This window comes from Streptomyces sp. NPDC001889 (assembly GCF_053594535.1).
The window spans coordinates 1-20,081 of the sequence record NZ_JBSFER010000017.1 but is presented as its reverse complement, the minus strand read 5'-3'; the positions used below and the strand labels follow the sequence as shown (position 1 = coordinate 20,081).

9 protein-coding genes are annotated in these 20,081 nt (G+C 75.7%); 1 reads left to right on the top strand and 8 read right to left on the bottom strand.

The genetic code is table 11. The annotated features are described in order from the left end of the window. Positions 1–102 precede the first annotated feature (102 nt). Positions 103–2,259 (bottom strand): MMPL family transporter, encoded by a 2,157-nt coding sequence (locus tag ACWCRA_RS20585; RefSeq protein WP_451068238.1) that lies wholly within the window; start codon positions 2,257–2,259, stop codon positions 103–105. A gap of 86 nt (positions 2,260–2,345) precedes the next feature. Between ACWCRA_RS20585 and ACWCRA_RS20580 the strand changes: the two genes are divergently transcribed. Further along, positions 2,346–2,678 (top strand): PadR family transcriptional regulator, encoded by a 333-nt coding sequence (locus ACWCRA_RS20580; protein WP_351558708.1) that lies wholly within the window; start codon positions 2,346–2,348, stop codon positions 2,676–2,678. Between the two features lie 210 nt (positions 2,679–2,888). On the opposite strand, the gene ACWCRA_RS20575 is transcribed toward ACWCRA_RS20580, so the two are convergent. From ACWCRA_RS20575 to ACWCRA_RS20545, 7 genes are all read right to left on the bottom strand, one after another. Continuing rightward, entirely contained in the window at positions 2,889–3,542 is a 654-nt protein-coding gene (locus ACWCRA_RS20575) for a permease prefix domain 1-containing protein (RefSeq protein ID WP_451068237.1), read from the bottom strand. 143 nt (positions 3,543–3,685) lie between these two features. After that, positions 3,686–10,075: an SDR family NAD(P)-dependent oxidoreductase gene (locus ACWCRA_RS20570; protein ID WP_451068236.1), complete on the bottom strand. Its 6,390-nt coding sequence runs from the start codon at positions 10,073–10,075 to the stop codon at positions 3,686–3,688. Further along, positions 10,014–13,406 (bottom strand): type I polyketide synthase, encoded by a 3,393-nt coding sequence (locus ACWCRA_RS20565; protein ID WP_451068235.1) that lies wholly within the window; start codon positions 13,404–13,406, stop codon positions 10,014–10,016. The genes ACWCRA_RS20570 and ACWCRA_RS20565 overlap by 62 nt, the downstream gene beginning before the upstream one ends. 466 nt (positions 13,407–13,872) lie before the next feature. Continuing rightward, entirely contained in the window at positions 13,873–15,501 is a 1,629-nt protein-coding gene (locus tag ACWCRA_RS20560; protein ID WP_451068234.1) for an FAD-dependent monooxygenase, read from the bottom strand. Between the two features lie 104 nt (positions 15,502–15,605). Further along, positions 15,606–17,141 (bottom strand): multicopper oxidase family protein, encoded by a 1,536-nt coding sequence (locus tag ACWCRA_RS20555; RefSeq protein ID WP_351558699.1) that lies wholly within the window; start codon positions 17,139–17,141, stop codon positions 15,606–15,608. A 138-nt stretch (positions 17,142–17,279) separates the two neighbouring features. Further along, positions 17,280–18,854: a peptide MFS transporter gene (locus tag ACWCRA_RS20550; RefSeq protein ID WP_451068233.1), complete on the bottom strand. Its 1,575-nt coding sequence runs from the start codon at positions 18,852–18,854 to the stop codon at positions 17,280–17,282. Next, positions 18,851–19,891, bottom strand: coding sequence for a ketoacyl-ACP synthase III family protein (locus tag ACWCRA_RS20545; RefSeq protein WP_351558695.1), 1,041 nt, complete (start codon positions 19,889–19,891; stop codon positions 18,851–18,853). Before ACWCRA_RS20545 ends, ACWCRA_RS20550 begins: the two co-directional genes overlap by 4 nt. Positions 19,892–20,081 lie beyond the last annotated feature (190 nt).

Here is a 20,081-nt window from a genome sequence, read left to right as displayed (position 1 = left end):
CTCAACGAATCCGCCGGCGCCGTGCGCCGGGCCACGGCCGGCCGCCGGCCCCGGGGGCCCTGCCGCGCCGGGGCGGCGCGGACCCCCGGGGCCGGCGGACCCTCAGGGCTTCTCCAGGGCCAGCCGGGGCAGGCGCTTGTCGAGTCCCCGGGGGAGCCACCAGGCGTACGAGCCGAACAGCTGCATCAGCGCCGGCAGGATCAGACACCGGATGATCACCGCGTCGACGAAGACGGCGACCGCGAGCCCGAGACCGAACTGGGCCAGCATCCGGTCCCCGCTGAGCACAAAGGCCCCGAAGACCACGATCATGATCGCGCCGGCGGCGGTGACCACCCGGCCGGTGGTCGCCATGCCGTGCCGGATGGCCAGCGCCGCGTCATGGCTGCGCTCCCACTCCTCGTGCATCCGGGCGAGCAGGAAGACCTCGTAGTCCATGGAGAGACCGAAGACGATCGCGAAGATCATCACCGGGACGTAGGACTCGATGGGTCCCTCCTGCGCCCCCAGCGCGCCGTTCTGGAAGACCAGGGTCACCACGCCCATGGACACCCCGACGCTGAGCAGGTTCAGTACCGCCGCCTTGACCGGGATCAGCAGCGAGCGGAACACCAGGAGCAGCAGCAGCATCGACAGGCCCACCACCACGATGACGAACAGCGGCAGCCGGTCCGCCACCGCCCCGGAGAAGTCCTGCGTGGCGGCGGTGCTCCCGCCGACCAGGAAGGTGGCGCCGGTCTGCGCCTCCACGGCCGGCAGCACCTCGCCGCGCAGCCGCGTGACCAGCTCGTCGGTGGCCGCGTCCTGAGGCGCCGACGCGGGGAAGACGATGAGCGTCGACAGCCCGTCGCGCGTGCCCTGCGGGAGGGTCGCGGCGACCCCCTCGGTGTCGTCCAGCACCGTCCGCGCCCGCTCGGCCGCGCGCTCGCCGCCGCCCTCCGCGATGACGATCAGCGGGCCGTTGAACCCCGGGCCGAAGCCGTCGGCGAGCAGGTCGTAGGCCTGGCGGGCGGTGGTCTCCGGCGGATGCGTGCCCGCGTCGGCGAACCCCAGCCGCATGTCCAGGGCGGGTGCGCAGAGCGCCACGAGCGCGGCGAGCGGCACCACGGCGGCGAGCCAGGCCCGCCGCTGCACACCGGCCGACCAGCGGCTCCAGAGCTTTCCGTCCGCCGTGCGGCCCTTCGCGGCCCGGCGCCGGATGCCCTTCTCGATCCGGCCCCCGGCGATGGCCAGCAGGGCGGGCAGCAGAGTCAGCGAGGAGACCATGGTCAGCAGGACCGTCAGCGCGACCGCCACCGCCATGCCCTGCATGGAGCCCAGACCGAGGACGACCAGGCCGAGCAGGGCGACGATCACGGTGCACCCCGCGAAGAACACGGTGCGCCCGGCGGTGTCGATGGCCTTCGCCGTCGCCTGCCGCCGGTCCTCGCCGGCGATGAGTTCGCCGCGGAACCGGGAGAACACCAGCAGCGCGTAGTCGATGCCGACGCCCAGGCCGACCAGCATCATCAGCGGTGCCGTGAAGTTGGCGACCGTGGCCACATGGGAGGCGAGCACGGTCAGCCCCAGGGTGGTGCCGACGGCGAAGACGGCGATCACGATGGGCAGCGCCGCGGCGAGGACCGAGCCGAAGAGCAGCACCAGGATCACCAGGGCCGCGAGCATGCCCACGCCCTCGGCTGAACCGCTGTCGCCGCTCTGGGCGGCGCGGATCGGGTCACCCGCCAGCTCCACCCGCAGCCCGTCCGTCTCGGCCTTCTGCGCGGTCTCGATGAGCTTCTCGGCGTCGGCCACGGGGATGTCCTCGGACTGCTTGTCCAGGGAGACCGTGGCGTACCCGATGGTGCCGTCGCGGGAGATCGTGCCGCTGCTCTCGTAGGGGCTGAGCACACCGACGACATGCGGCACCCTGCCGATCTCGTCGAGCATCGACTCGACCCGCGACCGGGTGTCCGCCCCGGCGAGGCCGTCCGGCGCGCGCAGCACGATCTGCACGGGCGAGCCCGCCTGGTCGGGGGCCCGGTCCTTCAGTACGTCCAGGGCCTTCTGGGACTCCGTGCCCGGCAGCCGGAAATCGTTGCGGTAGCTGTCGCCCACCGCCTGCGAACCCACGCTGACCACCACGAGGGCGACGACCCAGACCGCCAGTGCCCACCAGCGCCGTTGGTACGACACGAGGGCGAGGCGCTCGAAGACGCTCGGCCGCTCCTCCCGCGTGGGGTCCGGTGGTGCGGAAGGACCCCGTTCGGACGTTGCCATGGTGGCTCGACCCCCCTGCTCTCCCTGAGTGAATAGGCTGTCTACATGTAGGTTGCCGACCGTAGCACACCATGTAGATTGCCTACATGAAGACTGATGCGCTCAGAGGGCACCTCGACGGGCTGATCCTGGCGGTGCTGGAGAAGGAGCCCCTGCACGGTTACGCCGTGATGCAGGCGATCCAGGTGAGCAGCGGGGGAGCGCTCGAACTGCCCACCGGATCGCTCTACCCGGCCCTGCGCAGACTGGAGAGAGCCGGGTACGTCCAGGGCGAGTGGCGGATGGTCGGCGGGCGCCGCCGCCGCACCTACGAGCTGACCAAGGCGGGCACCCGCGCGCTGGCCACGGAGCGGGCCGAGTGGCGGGACTTCGCCGCGGTGGTGGAGGGCGTGCTGCGCCCGGGCACCGCCCTCGCCTGAGGGCACGGCCCGGGGCCCGCTGTGCCTCCGGGGCGGGGGGCGGGGCTGTGCTCCGGGTTCAGGGTCCGGTCGTGTCGCGCGCCCCAGGAGATACGTTCCGTCCCGCGCGCCGCGCCGCGGCTTCCCGGCGGCCGGCCGTGACCCGGGCGACGGGCGGGCCGGGCGCCGGCCAACGACGGCCCGCGAGCCGGCGCGCGCCCGGCGCGGACCCTACGAGCCGGCGCGCACCCAGCTCAGACAGCGGCGGCCCGCCACTCCGATGCCGGCGAGCGGGACACCCAGCAGCAGCAGCGTGCCCGGCAGCCCGGTGAGGCTCAGCAGGGAGTGCGTGGCCGGGTTGGAGACCGTCATCACCACCCCCAGCACCGCGAAGACGGCGCAGACGGCGAAGGCGAAGAAGCCGGTGACCCGGGTGAGCAGACGCTGGGCACCCAGAAAACGCGCTCCCGTGCCCGTCGCGAAGAGCACCGCGAGCCCCAGGAGGATGGCGATTCCGCCGGACCAGCGGGCCGCCGTGCCGGCCAATTCGTAGCCGTGGCTGCTCTGTCCGCCGGAGCCCTCCCCCGCGAGGAGCTGCGCGACCCGCCACGCCACGGGCTGAAGCAGCATCACGGCGCAGATCAGCACCGCCGTGCGCCGCCCCTGGGCCACGCCCAGCTCGGACTGGTACTCCGCGGCGATGGTCCGTACGGGGCCGAAGTCGGCGACGGCGCTCCGCTCGGCGCTCTCCCGGTCCAGGCCGCTCTCCTCATAGGCGTCCGCCGCGTCGACCAGACCGTCACGGGCCTCGGTGAGCAGGCTGGCCTTGGCCGCCCGGGGGCCGCGCAGCGCCCGGTTCAGCTCGGTGACGTACTGGTCGATCACCCGTCCCCCCTGAGAAGTCCTGGGCCCGTCCGAGAACACGGAAACCTGCGCCAGTATAGGCACCGGAGGGAACGGAGGGAGGAGGGAAGATCCCTGATGTCTCCCTGACTCCGACCAGCCGTTCCCCCCGCCGCCCCGGCCGGTCACGCCGGGGCCGCACCCCGCAGCGCGCCGTCCCCGTCCAGGAGATGGTCGAGCAGCTCGGCCACCGTCGGCCGGTCGAAGACCAGCGTCGCCGTCAGCCGCAGCCCCGTCGCCGCGGTCAGCCGATTGCGCAGCTCCACCCCCGCCAGCGAGTCGAAGCCCATCTCCTTGAACGTCTGCCGGGTGTCGACCCGGTCGTCCGGCGCGTAACCCAGCGACCCCGCCACCTCGCCCAGCACCAGCTCCAGCAGAGCGTCCCTGCGCCGCCCGGCCGGCAGCGCCGCCAGCCGGACCGCCCAGGACGGCCCCGGGGCCTCCTGGTGCGCGGCGGCGGCCCGCCGGACCCGGGGACGGGCCCGCACGAGATCCGCCAGGACCGGGGGGAGACCGGGCCCGCCGGCGAGCGAGCGCAGCGCCGCCCGGTCCCAGCGGACCGGCAGCAGATGGGCGCCGCCCGCGGCCAGAGCGGTGTCGAACAGCGCCAGCGCCTCATCGGCGGCCAGCGCCCGCACACCGGCCCGGCCCATCCGCGCCAGATCGGCGCGGGACAGATGCCCCGTCATCCCGCTGGCCCGGTCCCACAGACCCCAGGCGAGGGAGACACCGGGCAGCCCCGCCGACCGCCGCAGCCGGGCCAGCGCGTCCAGGAACCCGTTGGCGGCGGCGTAGTTGGCCTGCCCGGGGGAGCCCACCGTGGCCACGACGGACGAGAACAGCACAAAGGCCGAGAGCCGCAGATCGCGGGTCAGCTCATGGAGATGCCAGGCCGCGTCAACCTTGGGCCGCAGCACCGCGTCCACCGCCCCGTCGGTCAGCGTCTCCACGGTGGCGTCGTCGAGCACCCCCGCCGCGTGCACCACGGCGGTCAGCGGCCGGTCAGCGGCGATGCCCTCCAGCAGCGCCGCCACCGCCGCCCGGTCCGCCAGATCGCAGGCGGCGAAGGACACCTCCGCCCCCAGCGCGGACAGTTCGGCCGCCAGCTCCGCCGCCCCCTCCGCCGCCGCGCCCCGGCGGCCGGCCAGCAGCAGGCGCCGCACCCCGTGACCGGTGACCAGATGGCGGGCGAGCAGCGCGCCGAGCGTCCCGGTGCCGCCGCTGATGAGCACCGTGCCCCCGGGGTCGAACGAGGGCGGCAGGGTGAGCACGAGCTTCCCGGTGTGCCGGGCGTGCGCCAGGTGCCGCAGCGCCTCCGGGGCCTCCTGGACCGGCCAGGTCCGCACCGGAAGCTCCGTCAGGGCACCCTCCTCGAACAGCTCCAGCACCCGGGCGAGCAGCCGGCCCACCTCGGCCGGCTCCTCCCGCAGCAGGTCGTACACCGTGTACCGGACGTGCGGATGGTCCGCGGCGACCCGCTCCGGGTCGCGGATGTCGGTCTTGCCGATCTCCACCAGCCGCCCGCCGGGACCCAGCAGCCGCAGCGAGGCGTCGACCAGCCCGCCCGTCAGGGAGTTGAGCACCACATCCACCCCGGCGCCGCCGGTCACCCGGCGGAACGCCTCCTCGAAGGCGTCCGAGCGGGAGGAGGCGATGTGGTCGTCGGCCACGCCCTCGGCGCGCAGCGCGGGCCACTTGGCGGGGGAGGCGGTGGCGAAGACCTCGGCGCCCAGATGCCGGGCGAGCCGGATCGCGGCCAGACCGACACCGCCGGCCCCGGCGTGCACCAGGACCCGCTCCCCGGGCCGCACCCGCGCGACCTCCGCCAGCGTCCGGTACGCCGTCGCGAACACCACCGGGACGGTCGCCGCCCGGGTGAACGACCAGCCGTCCGGCACCCGGGCCGTCATCCGGTGGTCGGCGACGGCGACCGGGCCGAAGGCCCCGTGTCTCAGCAGACCCAGCACGGCGTCGCCCGGCGCCAGGCCGCGCACGGCGGAACCGGTCTCCAGCACCACACCCGCGCCTTCGAGCCCCAGACCCTCCTGGCCCGGCACCAGGTCGAGCGCCAGCACCACATCGCGGAAGTTGACGCCCGCCGCCCGGACCGCCACCCGCACCTCGTGCGGGGCCAGCGGACGCGTCGCCCGGTCCCCCTCGACCAGCGCCAGACCGTCCAGGGAGCCCGGGGTCCGCACCTCCAGCGCCCAGCCGGCACCGGACGGCGGCACCAGGGCACCGGGGCCGGGCGCGGGGAGCAGCCGGGGCGCGTGCCAGGCACCGTCCCGCCAGGCCAGTTGCGGCTCACCGGCCGTCAGCGCCGCCTCCAGGGAGGCGTCCCGCGCGTCCGGCTCCACATCGAGCAGGACCAGACGGCCCGGGTGCTCGCTCTGGGCGCTGCGCAGCAGCCCCCACACGGCCGCCCCGGCCACATCGGGGTCCGCGCCGGTCGCGCCGGAGGTCACCACCACCAGACGCGACGAGGCCAGCCGCCCCTCCGCCAGCCACTCCCGCACCAGACCGAGCGCCGACCGGACCGCCTCGTGGACACCGGAGACCGGATCGGCGCCCCCGGCGGGCGGCGGGGCGAGAGCGACCACGGTGCCGGGCACCGCGGCCCCCGCGTCGAGCGCCTCCCGCAGGGCGGCCAGATCGCGGTGGGCCGGGGCCGAGGGCAGCAGAGCCGCCGCCCCGCCCAGCACCGCCCGGCCGCCGTGCCGCTCCGGCTCCCCGCCGCCGGGCACCGCCCTCCAGCCGACCTCGTACAGCGCGTCCGCGCCCCTGGCCCCGGCCGCGCCCAGCGCCGAGCGGCGGATCGGGCGCAGCGTCACCTCCGCCACGGTCAGCACCGGCTGCCCGGCCGGGTCGGTCAGTTCGAGCCGCGCCCGGTGCTCCCCGGTCCGCAGCACCCGTACCCGCACCCGGTCCGCCTCCACGGCGTGCAGCCGCACCCCGGCGAAGGAGAACGGCAGCAGAACGCGGTCGGGGTCGCCGCCCTCCGGCAGCGCGTCGAGGACCAGGGCGTGCAGCGCGGCGTCCAGCAGCGCCGGATGGACCCCGAAGCCGGCCGGCTCGACGCCGTCGGCCAGCGCGACCTCGGCGTACAGCCCTCCGTCGCACCGCCCGGCGGCCCGCATCGCGCGGAACGCGGGCCCGTAGCCGTAGCCCGCCCGCGCCAGCCGTTCGTACGACTCCGGGGGATCGAAGGGCTCGGCCCCGGCGGGCGGCCACACCTCGCCGCCCGGCTCCGTCTCCCGCGCGCCCGCCGGCGCGAGCGCCCCGGACGCGTGGCGGGTCCAGGGGTGTTCGCCGTCCGCCGGGTCACCGGCGCCGGGACGGGAGTGCACGGTGACGGGGCGCCGCCCCGAGCCGTCCGGGCCGCCCACCCCGATCTGCACCCGCACCGCGCCGTCGGCCGGCAGGGCGAGCGGGGCCTCCAGGACCAGATCGTCCAGCCCGAGCCCGCCCAGCTCACCGCCCGCGTGCAGGGCCAACTCCACCAGGAGGGCGCCCGGGAGCAGCACGGTGCCGTTGACGACATGGTCGGCGAGCCAGGGCTGCCCGGCGAGCGAGAGCCGCCCGGTCACCAGCAGCCCGCCGTCCGCCGCGCTCTCCACCGCGACCCCCAGCAGCGGGTGGCCGGCGGGCTCGACCCCGAGCCGGCCGGGCGCGGCGGTGCCCTCCGGTGCCCGCAGCCAGTGGCGCCGCCGCTGGAACGGGTAGACCGGCAGCGCCACGCTCCGCCGCCCGGCGGGCAGCAGCGCCCGCCAGTCGATGTCCGCGCCCCGCACATGTGCCTCGGCCAGCGAGGTCAGCAGCCGGGTCCGGCCGCCGTCGCGCCGGCGCAGGGTGCCCAGGGCGGAGCCCTCCCGGCCCGCCTCGTCCAGGGTGTCCTGGAGGGCGACGGTCAGCACCGGGTGCGGGCTGCACTCGACGAACAGATCGTGTCCCGCCGCGACCAGCGCCCGGGCCGCCTCGTGGAACCGCACCGGGCTGCGCAGGCTGCGGAACCAGTAACGGGCGTCCATGGGGGTGCCGTCGGTCAGCTCCGAACCGGTGAGCGTGGAGTACAGCGGTATCCGGGGCGGCCGGGGCGAGAGGCCCGCCAGCAGCTCCATCACCTCCTCGCGGAGGGCCTCGACATCCGGGGTGTGGGACGAGTAGTCCACGGGGACCACCCGGGCGTGCAGCCCCTCGGCCTCCCAGCCGGACACCAGAGCCGCCAGCTCCTTCGCCGGCCCCGCGACGACCGTCGCGGACGGTCCGTTGACGGCGGCCACCCGCACCGGGACGCCGCTGTCGGCGAGTTCCCGGCGCACCCGCTCGGCGGGCAGCGCGACCGAGGCCATGCCGCCGGTGCCGGCGAGCCGGGTCAGGGCGCGGCTGCGCAGGGCCACCACGCGCGCGGCGTCCTCCACCGAGAGCGCACCGGCGACACAGGCGGCGGCGATCTCGCCCTGGGAGTGGCCGATCACCGCCTCCGGCTCGACCCCGGCCGCCCGCCACACCGCGGCCAGCGCCACCATCACCGCCCACAGGGCCGGCTGCACGACATCGACCCGGTCGAGCGGGGGCGCGTCCCGGCCCCCGGCCAGGACCTCGGTCAGCGACCAGTCCGTGTGGGGGGCGAGGGCCTTCGCGCACTCCTCGATCCGCTCGCGGAAGACCGCGGAGTCCGCCAGCAGTTCCCGGGCCATCCCCTCCCACTGCGAACCCTGGCCGGGGAAGACGAACACGGACCTGGCCGCCCCGGCCCGGCCCCGGACGAGCCCCGGGACCGTCTCACCGCGCGCGAGGGCGGCCACCCGGCCGCTCAGCCCTTCGAGGTCCCCGGCGAGCACCACGGCCCGGTGCTCCAGCAGGGCCCGCCCCGTGGCCAGGGTGTGCGCGACGGCGGCCGGGTCCGGGGGCGCCGCCGTCACCGCTTCGGCCAGCCGCTCCGCCTGCCGGAGCAGAGCGGGCCCGGAGCGGGCGGACAGCGGCCAGGGCAGCACTCCGGCGGGCCCGCTCCCCGGGCCGCCGGACGCGGCGGCATCCGCGCGGTCCTCGGCGGGCGCCTCCGCCAGCAGCAGATGCGCGTTGGTGCCGCTGATGCCGAAGGACGAGACACCGGCGCGCCGCCGCCGTGCGCCGCGCGGCCAGGGGCGGGCGGCGGTCAGCAGCCGCAGCGCGCCGCTCGACCAGTCCACCTCCCGGGTGGGTTCCCCGGCGTGCAGCGTGGGCGGCAACTGCTCGTGGTGGAGCGCCTGGACCATCTTGATGACGCCGCCGACCCCGGCGGCGGCCTGGGTGTGCCCGACGTTCGACTTGAGCGAGCCCAGCCACAGCGGCCGGCCGGCGGGGCGGTCCGGCCCGTAGGCGGCGAGCAGCGCCCGGGCCTCGATCGGGTCGCCGAGCCGGGTGCCGGTGCCGTGCGCCTCGATGGCGTCGATGTCGTGGGGGGAGAGCCCGCCGGATGCCAGCGCGGTACGGATGGCCTGCTCCTGCGCCGGTCCGCTGGGCGCGGTCAGACCGTTGCTCGCCCCGTCCTGCGCGAGGGCGGAGCCCTCGATGACGGCGAGCACCCGGTGCCCGTTGCGGCGGGCGGCGGAGAGGCGCTCCAGCACCAGCACGCCGGAGCCCTCGGCCCACGCGGTGCCGTCGGCCCCGGCGCCGAAGGGCTTGCAGCGGCCGTCGGGCGCGAGCCCGCGCTGACGGCTGAACTCCAGGAACATGCCGGGTCCCGCCATGACGCAGACACCGCCGGCGAGCGCCAGTCCGCACTCGTCGTCCAGCAGCGAGCGGCAGGCCAGATGGATGGCGACCAGGGAGGAGGAGCAGGCGGTGTCGACGGTGACGGCGGGGCCCCGCAGCCCGAGCGTGTAGGCGATGCGGCCGGAGGCCACGCTCACGGTGGTGCCGGAGAGGAGATAGCCCTCCACACCCTCGTCGCCGACACGGTCCAGGGAGGCGTACTCCTGCGCGGTGAGACCGGCGAAGACCCCGGTGGCGCTGCCGCGCAGCCCGTCCGGGGCGATGCCCGCGTGCTCCAGCGCCTCCCAGGCGTTCTCCAGCAGCAGCCGCTGCTGGGGGTCCATGGCCAGGGCCTCGCGCGGGCTGATGCCGAAGAACTCGGCGTCGAACCGGTCGGCGTCGTGGAGGAATCCGCCGTGGCGGACCGCGCTGCGGCCGGGGGCCGGATTCCCCGGGTCCGGGTCGTACAGCTCCTCCAGCGGCCAGCCCCGGTTGACGGGGAAGGGGGAGATGGCGTCGGTGCCGGAGGAGACCAGCCGCCACAGCCCCTCGGGGTCCTCCGCGCCGCCCGGGTAGCGGCAGGCCATGCCGACGATGGCGACGGGCTCGCGCTCCCGGGCCTCGGCGAGCTGCCGCCGGGCGCGGTACAGCTCGGTGGTGGCGCGCTTGAGATAGGTGCGCAGCCGCTCCTCGGTCATCGGTTCCTGGGGCACGGGGGGCTCAGCTCCTCTCCGGTGAGGCGTCGCCGCACTCCCGGTCGATGAGGGCGAAGATTTCGTCATCGCTGGCGGTTCCGATCTTCTCGGTGAGGTCGGTGGGGTCAGGGGCTCCGCCGCCGGTGCCGGTGGCGTCCCCGGTGTCCGCGGGCAGGGCGGCGAGCAGCTCCCGCAGCCCGCCGGCCAGGCGGCGCGCGGTGCCGGGGTCCTGCCGGGCCCCGGTGGCCACGGCGGCGCGCAGCGCCTCCAGGGCTCCCAGCGCGGCGGACGCGGTGTCCGGCTCCGGGCTCGCGGGCGCGGCCGGCAGCAGGGTGAGGAGGTGGCGGGCGAGTTCGGCCGGGGTGGGGCGGTCGAAGACGGCGGTCACCGCGAGGGCGGCCCCGGTGGCCGCCCGGAGGCGCCCGCACAGCTCCACCCCGGTGACCGAGTCGAAGCCGGCGTCCCGGAAGGGACGGTCGGGGTCGATCGCCGCGGGACCGGGGTGGCCGAGCACCGCCGCGGCCTCGTCCCTGACCAGTCGTACGGCCGCCCGCAGCCGCTCCCGTCCGGTCGCGCCGGGGAGGGCGCGCGGCGCGGCGGGCGGCGGGGGGCCCGCCGCTCGTACGGCCGTGTACGGCTGCCGAGGCCCGGCACTGGTCTCCGGTGCGGGGCCGTTCTCCGGCTCCGCGTCCGTGGTGCCGGGAGCGCCCGGCGGCAGCCGGTACCGCTCCCGCTGGAAGGCGTAGGGCGGCAGTTCGACCCGGCGCCGCCCCGCGCCGATGACCGCGCCCCACTCCACCGGCAGACCGGCGGTGTGCAGGGCACCGGCGGCGGCCAGGACGGAGAGGGGTTCGTCGCGGCCCGGCCGCAGCGCGGCGGTCAGCACCGGCGGCGGTGGTCCCTCGTCATCGGCGGGCGGCAGCGACCCGGCCGCCAGGGTGGTCAGGGTCGCGTCGGGGCCCAGCTCCAGGAAGGCGCCCGTGCCCCGGGCGAGCAGGGTGCGCACCCCGTCGGCGAAGCGGACGGTGGCCCGCAGATGCGCCGTCCAGTACTCGGGTGAGCACAGCTCGTCCGAGGTCGCCAGGCGCCCGGTCACATGGGACACCACCGGCAGCGTCGGCGGCCGGTACGCCAGCCGCCCCGCGATCCGACGGAACTCCGCCAGCAGCGGGTCCATATGAGGGGAGTGGAAGGCATGGCGGGTGCGCAGCCGCCGGGTCCGGCGGCCCCGCTCCGACCAGTGCCCCGCGATCCGCTCCACGGCCGCCGCGTCCCCCGAGACGACCACGGACGCGGGGGAGTTGACGGCGGCGATGTCCACCGTCCCGGGCAGGCCCCCGGGCATCCCGCGGACCTCCTCCTCGGCCGCCTCCACGGCGATCATGGCGCCGTCCCCGCCGGCCCAATGCATCAGCCGGCCGCGCGCGGCGACCAGCGCGGTGGCGTCCGCCGTGGAGAGCACTCCGGCGGCGTGGGCGGCGGTCAGCTCGCCCAGCGAGTGCCCGGCGAGCACCCCGGGCACCACACCCCACGACCCCAGGAGCCGCAGCAGCGCCGTCTCCAGGGTGAACAGCGCCGGCTGGGCGTAGTCGGTCCGCCGCAGCAGCTCCGCCGCCCCGGTGTCCCCGGCGGGGGCGAACATCAGCGCGCGCAGCGGCTGTTCCAGTACGGCGTCGAAGTGGCCGCACAGCTCGTCCACCGCCCGCGCGAACTCCGGGAAGGCGGTGTACAGCCCGTGCCCCGCCCCGGGGCGCGCCCCGCCCTGGCCGGCGAAGAGCACCGCGAGTTCAGGGGGCGGGGAGCCGGACCTGCCCCGTACCAGCCGGTGGTGGGACCGGCCCTCCGCGAGCGCCGCCAGCGCGTCCAGGGGCGCCGTGGCGCCCTCGCCCACCACCACCGCGCGGTGCTCGTGGTGGGAGCGGGCGGTGGCGAGGGTGTGCCCGATGTCGGCGGACGCCGCGCCGGGGTGCCGGCCGAGGTGTCGGCGCAGCGCCCTGGCCTGGGCGCGCAGCGCGGGTTCGGAGCGGGCCGAGAGGGGCCAGGGGACGGCGGCCGGAGCCGGGCCGCCCGTCCGTTCGTCCGTCTGTTCGCCGGGGCGCTCCGGCGGCTCGGCCAGCAGAAGGTGGCAGTTGGTGCCGCCCATACCGAACGACGACACCCCGGCCACCAGCCGCTCCTCCGGCAGCGGCCAGTCGCCGTACTCCGTCTGGACGCGCAGCCCCAGCCGCTCCAGGGGGATACCGGGGGGCGCGGCGGTGAAGTTGAGGCTGGGCACGAGCCGTCGGTGGCGCAGGCACAGGGCCGTCTTGAGCAGGCCCACGAGACCGGCCGCGCCCTCCAGATGACCCACGTTGGTCTTGGCCGAGCCCACCCGGAGGACGCTCTCCCGTCCGGCACCCGGGGAGCCGAACACGGCGCCCAGGGCGGCGGCCTCCACCGGGTCGCCGACACGGGTGCCGGTGCCGTGCAGTTCGACGTACTGGACGCGGGACGGGGCGACGCCCGCCCGCAGACAGGCCCGGCGCAGCACCTCCTCCTGGGTGGCGCGGCCGGGCACCGTCAGCGCCTCCGTACCGCCGTCGCTGCCCATGGCCCCGCCCAGGATCACGCAGTGGACGCGGTCGCCGTCGGCCAGCGCCCGGCCCAGTGGCTTGAGCACCACCAGGGCGCCGCCCTCACCGCGCGCGTAGCCGTCCGCCCGGGTGTCGAAGGTGTGGCAGCGCCCGGCCGGGGAGAGCCCGCCGAAGCGCGCCGTGGCATGCCAGGTGCCGGGGGCCAGCAGCAGATTGACCCCGCCGGCCAGGGCGGTGCCCGCCTCGCCGCGCCGCAGCGCCTCGCAGGCCAGATGGACGCCGACCAGAGCCGACGACTGCCCGGTGTCCACGGTGAGGCTGGGGCCGCGCAGATCCAGGGCATGGCTGATCCGGTTGGCGAGCACGCCGCGCTGCGTGCCCTGGAGGGTGTGCGGGGTCATGGCGGCCGGGCCCCGGAGGTGTGTCAGCTGGGCCCAGTCGTCGGCCATGGCGCCGATGAACACCCCGGTGTCCGAGGAGCGCAGGGTGCCGGGGACGATCCAGGCGTCCTCCAGCGCCTCCCAGGCCAGTTCCAGCAGCAGCCGCTGCTGGGGGTCCATGGCCGCCGCCTCACGGGGGGCGATACCGAAGAACGCGGCGTCGAATCCGGCCACATCGTCCAGGAAGCCGCCGTGCGGCACCCCGCCCGGCCCCCCGGCCGCGCCGAGGCCGCCGAGGCCGGCGAGGCCGGCGGCACGGTCCGGCGGCGCGGGCCGCACCGCGTCCCGCCCGGCGGACAGCATCTCCCAGAAGGCGCCGGGCCCGGGGGCGCCGGGCAGCCTGCAGGCCATGCCGACCACCGCGATCGAGTCGTCCGCGGCATCACCGGCGGATGTGCTGCTCATACGAGATGTCCTCCCGGTCGTCTCGGTGGGCCCCCGATCCTGGGCCGGGGTTTTGGAGTCCGGCTCGAAGACCGTTGGTCCGCCCGTACGGAGGAGGGGTGCCCTCCGGGCGGGTGGTGGTGGTGGTGGTGGGCGCGGGGCGCCCGAGGTGGTGTGCGGGGTCAGGGGGTGTTGCCCGGGGACCGGTTGCCGGGGTGGTGGTGTCCTCGCGGGTGGGGTGCGCTTACGGGGGGGCCGGGGCGCGGTCGTCTGGATCGTGGTGTCTCCACGGGTGGGGCGTGCTTCCGGGCAGGTGATCCCCGGAAGGGGTGTGCGGGGTCCGGGGGTGTTGCCCGGGGACTGGCTGCCGGGGTGGTGGTGTCCTCGCGGGTGGGGTGCGGTGGGGGCCCCGGCGGGTGAATCCCGGGCGGGCGCGGGGCCTCCGTCGGTCGCGGGGGCGAGGACACCGCCCCGGCGGTGGGCACGGTCAGAGGGAGGCGTGGGCGAGCAGACGGCGTCTGACGGAGACGAGGGTCCGCTCCGGGGAAGGGTCCGCACCCGGTGCGCGCCAGCCCACGAAACCGTCCGGGCGCAGCAGCACCGCGCCCGCCCGGGTGACGCCGAAGGCCTCGTACCAGGTACGGCCGGCCCCGGGCTCCGGCTCCACGAGTTCCACGAGGTCCTCGCCGATCCGCAGGGTCTCGATCCCGGCCCGTCGCGCGGCGGCCTGCCACGCGCCGGCCTCGGCGCCCGCCAGCAGCAGCAGATCGCGGCCCGCCAGGTCGACCGTGGAGACCCTGCGGTCCCCGCGGCGCAGCCACAGATGCGGGGCACGGGTGCCGGGAGCGCCGGACAGGCTGCCCGGGTCGGCGAACTCCCGCCCCTCGGCGGCGGGTTCCGGCGCGCCCTCCTCCTCCACCACGGCGGCCGAGCGGTAGCGGTAGCCGAACATCACCCCGAGCGGGTCCACGAGGGCGCTCCGCTGCCCGGCGTCGGCGAAACCGGCACGGGCGGCCAGCCGCAGCGCCGCCTGGGCCATGGTCGCCCGCGCCACCGGGCGCCGCTCGGCGTCGTAGGTGTCCAGCAGGGCGGGCCCGGCCCGCCCGTCCAGTACCTGGGCCAGCTTCCAGGCCAGGTTGTGGGCGTCCTGGATGCCGGTGTTGGCGCCGTAGCCGCCCACGGGCGGGATCACATGCGCGGCATCGCCGGCGAGAAGGACCCGGCCCTCGGCGAACCGTTCGGCGGTGAGCGCCGCCATCTCCCAGGGCAGCGCGCTGACGATGGTGACGGGCAGCTCGGGATCGCCGACCGCGGCGCGCACCAGGGCGGTGCACCGCTCGGTGGTGAACGCCTCCACCGGGTCCCGGTCCGGCCGGTGGGTGACGATGAGGGTCCCCTGCCGCAGGGTGTCGTCGTGCCCGAGCACACCGTCCACCTCGGAGTTGTCGATCCGGCAGATGGCGAAGCGCCGCCCGCGCAGCGCTCTCTCCAGGTCGGCGCGGAAGACGATGCTGAACTGGTGCCGCAGGGTGCCACGCCCCCGCCGGGCGATGCCCAGCCGCTCCCGCAGCGGGCTGTGGGCGCCGTCCGCCGCGATCACGTACCGCGCGCGGAGCCGCTCGCCCGCACCGCTCGCCACATCGCGCAGGGTGGCGTCCACACCGTCGGCGTCCTGCGTGAGGCCGGTGAGTTCGGTGTGGAAGCGCAGCTCCCCGCTGAGCCGGCGGGCGTGACGCAGCAGGATGGGCTCGATACGGTCCTGGCTCAGCGACAGGACGCGGGCGACCGGGCTGATCCCGGAGACATCCGCCGGCTCGGGTATCCGGGAGACGGATCGCTCCCGCCCGGTGAGCGACTCGACGGTGCCGTTGAGGACATGACCGGCGAAGCCCGCCGCCTCGCGCAGCAGATCCCCGGTGACTCCGCCGGTGGAGAGCAGTTCCAGGGTGCGCGGGTACAGACCCCACGCGCGGGGGTGGACGGAGGTGCCGGGGTGCCGTTCCACCAGGGTGTGCGGCACCCCCTGCCAGGACAGGAAGAGCGAGGTCGACAGGCCGACCAGCCCGCCGCCCACGATGAGCACCGGGGTGGTGCCGGGCGGGTTGTCGTCGTACATGAGGGCCCCTTCCACGAGCGCCGGAAGGCGGTAGCGTGGCAGGGGCCCGTGCAGAACGGCTCGAACCCGTCTGGGGTTCCGGCGGCCGGTGCCGCCCCCGTCCGTCAGACCACGCGCAGGTTGGCCATCATCCCCATGTCCTCGTGCTCCAGGTTGTGGCAGTGGAAGACGTACCGTCCGCGGTAGCCGGTGAAGCGCGCGATGACCTCGATCTCCTTGCCGGACGCCAGATCGACGGTGTCCTTCCAGCCCGCGTCGTACGCTCCGGGGCCCCGGCCGTTGCGGCTGAGGACCTGGAAGTGGGCGAGGTGCAGATGGACGGGGTGGAAGGCGTCGCCGTCGAACTTCCATATCTCGGTGGAGCCCAGCTTCGGCAGGGCGTCGTCGCGGCCGGCGTCGAAGACCTTCCCGTTGATGTCCCAGCCGTCGTCGCCGCGCTGGTTGAAGTGGAAGGTGCGGGTGACGGACGCGTCGGAGCGGCTCAGCGGTTCGAACGCGGCGAGGGTCGCGGGGACACGGCTGCTGTCGCGCGCCCTGCGGACCACATGGAACTGCATGACCTTCCCGGCGCCGCCCTCGCCCAGCTCGTTCCTCAGGGTGACCTTGGTGCCGACCGGGTACCGGGAGAAGTCCACCACCACGTCGAAGCGCTCGGCCGGGGCGAACTGGATCTCGCTGTGCCGCACGGGTGCGCCGAGCAGCCCGGCGTCACTGCCCACCTGCACGAAGGCGGGGCCCGATTGCGGGCCCGGGTCGAGGGAGAGCCGGTAGCGGCGGGCGTTGGAGGCGTTGAGCAGCCGGAACCGGTAGCGGGCGGCGCTGACCTCCAGTACCGGCCAGGGCGCTCCGTTGACCAGGACGACATCGCCGAGCACCCCCTCCATGAACTCCTCCGTCACCCCGTGCTCGCCCTTGAGGCTCGGGTCCTTGGCGGGGTACGTGAACGAGCCGTCCTCGGCGAACGCCCGATCGCAGATCATCAGCGGGATGTCGCGCTCGTCCCGGGGCAGCGGCAGACTGTCCTCCTCGTCGTCGTGGACGAGATGGAAGCCGGCGAGCCCGCGGTACACCTGGGGGCCGGTGAAGTCCATGCGGTGGTCGTGGTACCAGAGCGTGGCGGCGGGCTGGTCCCCCGGGTAGTGGTACTCGCGGGTGCCCCGCGAGACATCGCCGCCGTGGGTGTGGCCGCTCCAGCCGCCGGCGGGCAGGACCAGGTCGGTGGGGTAGCCGTCGTGTTCCGCGGTGACCTTGGCGCCGTGCAGATGGACCACGGTCGGCACGTCGAGTTCATTGGTGTGCCGGACGACGATCTTCCGGTTCCGCCGGGTGACGAGGGTGGGCCCGGGGAAGAGCCCGTTGTACCCCCATATCTCGGTCCTCAGGCCCGGCAGTATCTCCACCAGGGCTGCCTTCTGGACGATGTCGTAGTGGTCGACACCGCCCTCGGTACGGGACGGTTTCAGTACGGGGGGCAGCGGCAGCGGCGCCTTGAACGCCTCGGGGGCTCGGCGGACGCTCTTCACCGGCGCGCCGGTCGAACCCTGTGTGTCGCCGGAGCAGCCCGCCAGGGCGGAGGCCAGGGGCAGGGCGACGGCGGCGCCTCCCGTGGCCCGGAAGAACTGGCGGCGGTTCAGGGGCATGGCTTCCTCCCGGTGCGGTGGTCGGTCGCCCGCCGGGTGCGGCCCGGCGGCGGATGCGCGCCGGGGGAACGCGGCAGAGCGCGGCCGTGCACGGCGGACGTGGACTACAGATAGGCAGACTACATGTAGGCAGCGTTGCTAAGAGGCCCGCGCGGGCGGTACGGCGCTCCCCGCGGGCGCGTCGAGCCGGCGGCGCAGCAGGCGCGCCGACACCGTCAGCGCGACCCCCGCCAGCAGCCCCAGCGAGGCGAGCAGCAGGTGGTAGACCGGATCGGGCACCACATCGACCAGCCGCCCCACCTGCCCTCCGACCGCCGCTCCGACCGCCGCGAACAGCCAGAACAGACCCAGCATCCGGCCGGTGAAACCCGGCGGGGCCACCTCCGCCGACAGACTCAGACCGATCGGCCCCACCGCCAACTCCCCGCACACCAGCAGCAGATACACCCCCAGCAGCCACAGCGGGGACACCGGACCCCGCCCGGCCGCCGACGCGGCGCCCGCCATCAGCACAAACGCGCCCCCGCCCAGCAGCAGCCCGCCCGCGAACTTGGCCGGCGCCCCGACCCGCCGTCCGAGGCGTATCCACAGCGCCGCCGCGACCGGCGAGAGCAGCAGCAGAAAGAGCGGCTGTGCCGACTGGAACCAGCCCGCCGGCACCGTGAAGCCGCCCACCACCCGGTCCACCGCCTCCTGCGCGAACAGATTGAGCAGCAGCGGCCCCTGGGCGAAGAGCAGCCAGAAGACCGACGAGGCCAGCAGCATCCACCGCAGCGCCCGCAGCCGCCCCCGGTGCGCCGGACCGATCCCCGGGGCCCGCAGCAGCCTCCGGTAGTACACCGCCGGCACCACCAGCACGGTCAGACCCGCCAGCATCAGCACCTGCCGTACCGTCAGCAGGCCGGCCACCGAGGCCGAACCCACCACCAGGGCGGGCAGCCCGCCGATGAGCGCCGCCCGGACCAGCAGCCGCCGTGCCTCGGCGGGCGGCAGCGGACGGTCCGGCGCCAGCCCGATCCCACCGAAGGAGGACCAGCCCGCCCCGTAGCAGACCAGGCCGATGACCATGCCCAGCGCCGCCGCGCCGAAGCCGAGGTGCCAGCTCACGCGCTCACCCAGGAACGCGGTGACCAGCGGCGCCACCAGCGCGCTGACCTGGATGCTCATATAGAACACCGAGAACGCCGCCTCGCGCCGCTCCGGCCGGCCGTCGTACATCCGGCCCACCATCGACGCCATGCCCGGCTTGACGAGACCGCTGCCCGCCGCCACCAGCCCGAGCCCCGGGTAGAGCCATCCGGTGGCCGGCACCGCCAGCAGCAGATGGCCCGCGGTGATGAGAATCCCCCCGTGGAGCGTGGCGCGGCGGGCCCCGAACACCCGGTCCACCAGCCAGCCGCCGGGCAGCGCCGAGAGGAAGACCAGCGACATGTAGAGCCCCGACAGCGCCGCCGCGTCGCCCTCCGCCATCCCCAGACCGCCGTCCCCGGGGTCGGCGACCAGATAGAGGAAGAGGATCGCCAGCATGCCGTAGAAGCTGAACCGCTCCCACATGTCCACGATGAAGAGTGTGACGAACCAGCGCGGCCGGCCCCGGAGCCCGTTCCCGCCGGGGGAGCCCGGTGCGTCCGGTGCGTCCGGTGCACGGGGTGTGTGCGGGGTGTGCGGGGTGTGCGGGGTGTTCAACGCGCCGGGTGTGTCCGGGGTGTTCATCGGCCGTCTCCCGCCGGCTCCGGGCGGCGCAGTATCTCCACCACGGCGCAGGACCAGGTGAAACCCCCGCCCACCCCGGCCAGCAGACAGAGCTGCCCCGGCCGCAGCGCACCCGAGTCCAGCAGTTCCCCGAGGCCCGCGATCTGGTCACCGGCGCCCAGATGCCCGACGTGCCGGCCCCACGACCAGGTGGTGCGCTCGGGATCGATGCCCAGCGGGGTGAGGAAGTGGGCGTTCAGCCGGGGGCGGCCCAGATGGGGGAGGACGAACCAGTCCACGTCCCGCTGCTCCACCCCCGCCTCCGACAGAGCGCGCTTGAACGCCTCGCGCTGCCCGGCGTCGATCCGGGCCAGTACGGCGTCCAGCCCCAGACGCGCGGTGAAGTCCCGGCGCGGCGGCTCCAGATCGACCGGGCTGCGGACGGCGAACGGGACGCCACCGACGGGGTCGTCGCCCCGGTGCATGCCCTCCAGGCCCGGGTCCGCGTGGGAGACCAGGCTCCGCACCCGGGCGAAGCCGCCGTGGCGCGAGAGCACCACGGCGGTCCCGCCGTCGCCGTAGGCCGTGCCCGCGTCGCTGTGCCAGCGGTCGAAGCCCGGCGCGCAGAACCGGTCCCCGGTGGTGACCAGGGCCTGGCCCCGGCCGGGATCGCCGCGCAGGACACCGGCCGCCAGCTCCAGGGCGGCCATCCCGCCGTTGGACATCTGCCGCACCTCCACGGCCGGGCAGGTGCCGCCGACGGCCTCCCGCTGCACGGCGGAGGCCGCCGCCCAGACGTCGTGGCCCTGGTAGTAGACGGCCGCGTGCAGGACCAGACCGATGTCGGCGGGGGCCGAGCCGGACTGACGCAGCGCGGCCCGGGCCGCCCGCGCGGCCATCCGCGGCCCGGAATCACCCGGTGATACGCACACGGACGCGAACTCGGTGCGCCACAGGGCCCGTCGCCGGCACAGCCCCGCCGCCTCGGCCCGCTCCACGGTCATCGCCGGTGGCAGCCAGCGGCCGAGCCCGGCGATGTACAGGCTGGTGAAGCTCACAGTGGTGTTCTCCTCTCGGGTGACGTCGACACCCGGGGCGCCGACTCACACGCTCCGGTACGGCCCCGGGCCGGCGCGGGGAGTCCGGCTCCCCGCCCCCGCGCACTCCGCTCCCGTACGGCATCGCCGTGCGCTGCCTGCTCGCGTTCGCTCTGGCCATCGTGTCCACGATCACCGTGCAGGCGAAGCC

Excerpts from the sequence above, each read along its gene's own strand:
- ACWCRA_RS20585 (WP_451068238.1), bottom strand. The coding sequence starts at position 2,259 with ATGGCAACGTCCGAACGGGGTCCTTCCGCACCACCGGACCCCACGCGG.
- ACWCRA_RS20580 (WP_351558708.1), top strand. The coding sequence starts at position 2,346 with ATGAAGACTGATGCGCTCAGAGGGCACCTCGACGGGCTGATCCTGGCG.
- ACWCRA_RS20570 (WP_451068236.1), bottom strand. The coding sequence starts at position 10,075 with ATGACGAAATCTTCGCCCTCATCGACCGGGAGTGCGGCGACGCCTCAC.
- ACWCRA_RS20565 (WP_451068235.1), bottom strand. The coding sequence starts at position 13,406 with ATGAGCAGCACATCCGCCGGTGATGCCGCGGACGACTCGATCGCGGTG.
- ACWCRA_RS20560 (WP_451068234.1), bottom strand. The coding sequence starts at position 15,501 with ATGTACGACGACAACCCGCCCGGCACCACCCCGGTGCTCATCGTGGGC.
- ACWCRA_RS20555 (WP_351558699.1), bottom strand. The coding sequence starts at position 17,141 with ATGCCCCTGAACCGCCGCCAGTTCTTCCGGGCCACGGGAGGCGCCGCC.
- ACWCRA_RS20550 (WP_451068233.1), bottom strand. The coding sequence starts at position 18,854 with ATGAACACCCCGGACACACCCGGCGCGTTGAACACCCCGCACACCCCG.